This is a genomic window from Limosilactobacillus pontis DSM 8475 (genome assembly GCF_001435345.1).
Lineage (GTDB): Bacteria > Bacillota > Bacilli > Lactobacillales > Lactobacillaceae > Limosilactobacillus > Limosilactobacillus pontis.
Window position 1 is genome coordinate 1 of the sequence record NZ_AZGO01000014.1, and the last position, 708, is coordinate 708.

General features: G+C 42.4%; 2 tRNA genes. Both read left to right on the forward strand.

Annotated features, from left to right (window positions below):
* Positions 1 to 62 precede the first annotated feature (62 nt).
* Positions 63 to 135: transfer RNA gene (locus FD34_RS01290), tRNA-Asn, on the forward strand.
* 42 nt (positions 136 to 177) lie between these two features.
* A tRNA-Thr gene (locus FD34_RS01295) sits at positions 178 to 250 on the forward strand.
* Positions 251 to 708: the final 458 nt, after the last annotated feature.

Below are 708 nucleotides of genomic sequence, written 5' to 3' on the forward strand. Positions count from 1 at the left end.
AACACGCCGAAAGTAGTTGGGGGATCGCTCCCTGCGAGGATAGGACGTTGCCACGCGATTATTCCGGCATAGCTCAGTTGGTAGAGCACCTGACTGTTAATCAGGTTGTCGTCAGTTCGAGTCTGACTGCCGGAGTTATTGGGATGTTGACTAGTTGGTTAACATCTTTTCTTTTATGCCAACTTAGCTCAGTCGGTAGAGCATCTCCCTCGTAAAGAGAAGGTCGGAGGTTCGATTCCTCTAGTTGGCATTTTCTTATGACAATGGGCCTTTATATCATTCCAAAACGTTGATATAAAGGCATTTTTATTTTTGCAAAAACACTGAAAAACGTATTTTTTACCGCAAGTGTGGAAAAAGTGCGGAAAAATATTTAACTTCTCTCCAGCACGGGGCCGCCTGTTAAGGCGGCTTTTTATTTTACAATTCACAATGTTTGCGGCAAAATCTCTTTTAGAGTGTTAGCAATGTCAGCATGGTACAATTAAATTAAAGGAAACGGCCATAATGGATACTGTCAGATGTTTACCATCCCAGACACCATTACCCGTTGAATATGTTCCTATTCAAAACACCCCCTAGAGATGACACTTTTATTATTTAAAGTGTCAACCCTAAGGGGTATTGTATTGTACGGTCTATCACAAATGGCTGTAAGCAGTCAATAACGATACGTCTAGGCGCGGTCGACCAATCCCCCTATACTGA